At 64.8% G+C, this 3,058-nt stretch carries 2 protein-coding genes and 1 tRNA gene; 2 read left to right on the forward strand and 1 reads right to left on the reverse strand.

What is annotated here, in order from left to right:
• Window positions 1-85 precede the first annotated feature (85 nt).
• Window positions 86-1,429 carry a Ppx/GppA phosphatase family protein gene (locus NKI64_RS32030; RefSeq protein WP_352497337.1) on the reverse strand — a complete coding sequence of 448 codons (1,344 nt, stop codon included), beginning with the start codon at window positions 1,427-1,429 and terminating at the stop codon, window positions 86-88.
• 349 nt (window positions 1,430-1,778) lie between these two features.
• Here NKI64_RS32030 and NKI64_RS32035 point away from each other — a divergent pair, with 349 nt between their 5' ends.
• Together NKI64_RS32035 and NKI64_RS32040 are read left to right on the forward strand one after the other, a co-directional pair.
• Window positions 1,779-2,726: a lysylphosphatidylglycerol synthase domain-containing protein gene (locus tag NKI64_RS32035; protein ID WP_023747698.1), complete on the forward strand. Its 948-nt coding sequence runs from the start codon at window positions 1,779-1,781 to the stop codon at window positions 2,724-2,726.
• A 147-nt stretch (window positions 2,727-2,873) separates the two neighbouring features.
• Window positions 2,874-2,947, forward strand: a tRNA-Gln gene (locus NKI64_RS32040).
• Window positions 2,948-3,058 lie beyond the last annotated feature (111 nt).

The raw sequence follows: 3,058 nt of genomic DNA on the forward strand, positions 1-3,058 counted from the left end.
ACTCCTTCCCCCCGTCGTGCGGGGTGTTTGTTGTCCTCCCCCGCCCCACGGGGTGGGGGTCGACCGTTCACCAAAGCAATGCGGATCATGCTCGGCCCCGCCCACTGTTGCGCCAGACGCCGTCATCGGCCATCAGCTCGCTCAAAATGCCTTCGCGTAAGCCCCGGTCGGCGACGCGCAGCCGCTCCGACGGCCACACCGCACGGATGGCTTCCAGGATAGCACAGCCGGCCAGCACCAGGTCGGCACGGTCGGCGCCGATGCACGGGTTGGCGCAGCGCTGCTGGAAATCCCAGCCGACCAGTTTTTCGACCATGCGGTCGACGCTGTCGCGGTCCATCCACAGCCCGTCGACGCGGCGCCGGTCGTAGCGTTCGAGGTCGAGATGGACGCCGGCCAGCGTCGTCACCGTGCCGGATGTGCCCAGCAGATGGAATTTCGGGCTGGCCAGCACATGGCTCAGCCGATCGCGGCCGTCGAACGACTTCAGCCGCACCGCGACATCCTCGACCATGGCGGCAAAGATTTCGCGCGTCACCGTGCGGCCGCCAAAGCGTTCGGCCAACGAGACAACGCCGACCGGCAGCGAGGTCCACGACACGATGTGGTTGGCAAGCCGCGGCGAACGCTGGCCGGTGAGGTCGATCAGCGCGATTTCGGACGAGCCGCCGCCAATGTCGAACAGCACCACGCCTTGCGTGTCGCGCTCGACCAGCGAGCCGCAGCCGGAGACAGCAAGCCGCGCTTCGGTCTGGCGGTCGATGATCTCGAGTTTCAAGCCGGCCTCGTGCTCGACGCGCTGCAGGAATTCGACGCCATTGTCGGCGGTGCGGCAGGCCTCGGTGGCGATCAGCCGGGCTTTTCGGATCTTGCGGTTGCGCAATTTGTCGCCGCAGATTTTCAGCGCCTCGACGGCGCGGTCCATCGCCGCCTGGCTCAGATGCCCATTGGCGGTCAGCCCCTCGCCCAGCCTGACGATGCGTGAGAAGGCGTCGATGACGCGGAACTGGCCATGGCGCTGCGGCACCGCGACCAAAAGCCGGCAATTGTTGGTGCCGAGATCGAGCGCGGCAAACACCGGCAGTTCCTGCATCGGCGGACGATGCATTGGCTGTTCCGGTCGGGATTGTGGCGCCGAGGGCAAAGGCACCGGCGCTGGAGCGGCCGGGCCGACGGAGGCCGGCGCACCAACCGCTGCGGCCGTTGCGAGAGGGCTGTCGTCGCGCGCAAAAACCTTGCGCCCACGCCGGCGCTTGCGCCGCTTTCTCGCCTTGCCTCGCTGATGCTGGGCTTCGCCGGCCTGTCCGTTACCGGACTGAGGCCCCGCCTGGCGGGGCCGCCCGGCGGATGGGCTTGGCCCGCCTGACGGCGGCGAAGCCCTGGACACGCCCACTTCCGGCGCGCCAGCGCCGGTGTCGTGGTCTTCCACTTCAGTTCCTTCCGGCGCCGCGCGAACCGGAAAACCGGACGCAGCAGGCGCTTCAATCTTTTAAGTTGCCGCCAGAGTAGCAGCGCCGGACCGGATCACCAAGAGCAAGGGCTCAATTTTTGCCGGCTGCGTCCTGCCAGGTCCCCGCTGCTTTGCAGCGTCCCGGCGTTCGCTAGCCTTTCTTCGTGCCACTGGCACTATGAATTCGCCGTTGGCGAACCGGCTGCTCACCCTTGCCGGTTGAATAGCCGGCTTCGATGAGGCATTTCTGAAATGAGGGGGAATTGGTGAATCGCGGACGTTTTAACGCCCGCCTGGGCGATGGGCAGCAACACATGACGACAACTCCATGAATTGGGGGGCCACGAATTGGAAGCGCTATCTGTGGCCGGTCATCGGTGTCGCGGCGGTCATCGGGTCGCTGTTGTTGCTGTGGCATGAACTGCGCGGCATCTCGATCGACGATGTCTGGGACGGCATATCCGCCATCCCGACGCGCGGCTGGATGCTTGCGGCACTGAGCTCGGTGGTCGCCTATGCCTCGCTCGCCGGCTATGACCACATCGCGCTCTTGCATATCGGCAGACGAGTGTCGTGGCTGTTCGTCACCTTCTGCTCCTTCACCACCTACGCGCTGTCGCACAATATCGGCGGCTCGGTGTTTTCGGGCGCCGTGATCCGCTACCGCGCCTACGGCACCAGGGGGCTGACCGGCCAGGATGTCGGCATTCTGGTGGCGATCTGCTGGATCACCTTCGTGCTCTCCAGCATTCTGGTCGGCGGCCTGGTGCTGGTGTTCGAGCCTGCGATCATCGACCGCTTTTCCGGAGCGCCGCACCACGGGCTGGCGATCGCCGCCGGCATCGCTTTGCTGATCCTGGTCGGCGCCTACATCTTCGGCAGTTGGCTGCATCTGAAGCCGCTGAAAATCGCGGGCTTCCAGTTGCACTACCCGGCGCTGCCGATCGTGGCGCGGCAATTGCTGATCGGCCCGATCGAGCTTCTGGCGGCGGCGGCGATCATCTTCTTTGCCCTGCCCGTTGCCGGCAATCCCGGCTATTTCGTCATCCTCGGCGTGTTCCTGGTCTCGTTCTCGGTGGCGCAGATCTCGCATGCGCCGGGCGGGCTCGGCGTGTTCGAGGTCGTGTTCCTCGCCGGCCTGTCTGATATGGACCCGGTCGGCGTGCTGGCGGCACTTCTGGTGTTCCGGCTGTTCTACCTGATCATCCCGCTGCTGATCGCGCTTGGCGTGGTGCTGTTCTTCGAGCATTCGCAATACAGCCGGACGGAGAGCTGAGGATCATTGGGTGCGGCGCGCCACCCGGGCGTAATTGCCCCTATGAAACGCTGTGATTGAAACGCAGCTTAGGCTTGACTATTTTCCGGCGGCGGCTACAAGGCACGCGCGGCTGCTCCGGCGGCCCACCAGCGCGACAGCGCCTGCTGGGGAATAGGTTAACGGTAGACCCACGGACTCTGACTCCGTTAGTCCTGGTTCGAATCCAGGTTCCCCAGCCAAATGTCTCCGGTCCATTCCGGACACATAGGTTACGGTTTATATCGGAGACATGGGTAACACTTTTGGCCCGAAGGGGTTTTGGAGTGGTTCGAGCCTGCATGTCTCATCAT

Source organism: Mesorhizobium sp. M0478 (assembly GCF_040321305.1).
In the GTDB taxonomy this organism is placed as follows: domain Bacteria; phylum Pseudomonadota; class Alphaproteobacteria; order Rhizobiales; family Rhizobiaceae; genus Mesorhizobium.